Annotated in this window: 1 protein-coding gene and 1 pseudogene; both read left to right on the forward strand. The window is 64.7% G+C overall.

The genetic code is table 11. The features are described from left to right. Positions 1–511, forward strand: a pseudogene (locus EN935_RS38220) (methylamine); the annotation flags it as partial. 70 nt (positions 512–581) lie between these two features. Beyond that, the coding region (locus tag EN935_RS38225; RefSeq protein ID WP_206534700.1) for a trimethylamine methyltransferase family protein at positions 582–842 on the forward strand (261 nt) is incomplete at its 3' end.

Genomic DNA, 842 nt, shown 5'->3' on the forward strand with positions numbered 1-842 from the left:
CTACTATATGGGCGGCGTGCTGACCGAACATCTGGCGGCACAAGGCATCCCGGTCAGCTACGTGACCCCCGCAGGTCAGGCGTCCGCCTGGACGATCATGACCAACGAGCTGCCGTTGGTGCATCGCGCGCTGGCGCGGCGCAAGGTGTCGGTGACGACACTGCATCTCCTGAAATCCTTCGACGGCGAGACGGCGACGCTAGCGCATCTGTTCACCGGCGAGGAAAGCCGAATGGCCTGCCGCTCGGTGCTGATCGTCGGACTGAGGCTGCCGCGCGGCGAGCTGTTCGAGTCTCTGACGCAACGAGCGGAGGCGCTTGCCGCTGCCGGCATCCGCAGTGTCGATCGTATCGGCGACACGCTGGCGCCGGGCGCCATCGCGCACGCGGTGCACAGCGGCCATAAGCTCGCTCAGGAGATCGGTGCAAAAATCCGCTGGCAACCCTACCGCCGCGACACGCCGATCGTCGATGCGGTGGCGGATTTCGACATGCGCACAGCTGCAGAATAGAGCAATTCCAGGAGAAGTGTGAAGCGGTTTTCCGTCCGGAATTGCGACAAACAGGGAGTTCAAGAAAACCATGGAGCGCATCACGGCACGTCGCAGGCCCGGCCGCCCGCAGCGCGAGATCGGCGGCATCGAGCAGCGGCCGTGGAAGCAGCTGACGCGGCCCTATGCACCGATCGAGATCCTGTCGGCCGATCAGGTGCAGACGATCCACGAAATGGGCCTCACCATCCTCGAAGAGATCGGCATGCGGGTGCTGCAGCCGCAGGCGCGGCAATTCTACCGCTCGGCCGGCTGCAATGTCGACGACGGCGAGATGCGGGTGCGTTTCGAC

Origin of the sequence: Mesorhizobium sp. M7D.F.Ca.US.004.03.1.1, from assembly GCF_003998635.1 — a bacterium.
In the GTDB taxonomy this organism is placed as follows: domain Bacteria; phylum Pseudomonadota; class Alphaproteobacteria; order Rhizobiales; family Rhizobiaceae; genus Mesorhizobium; species Mesorhizobium loti.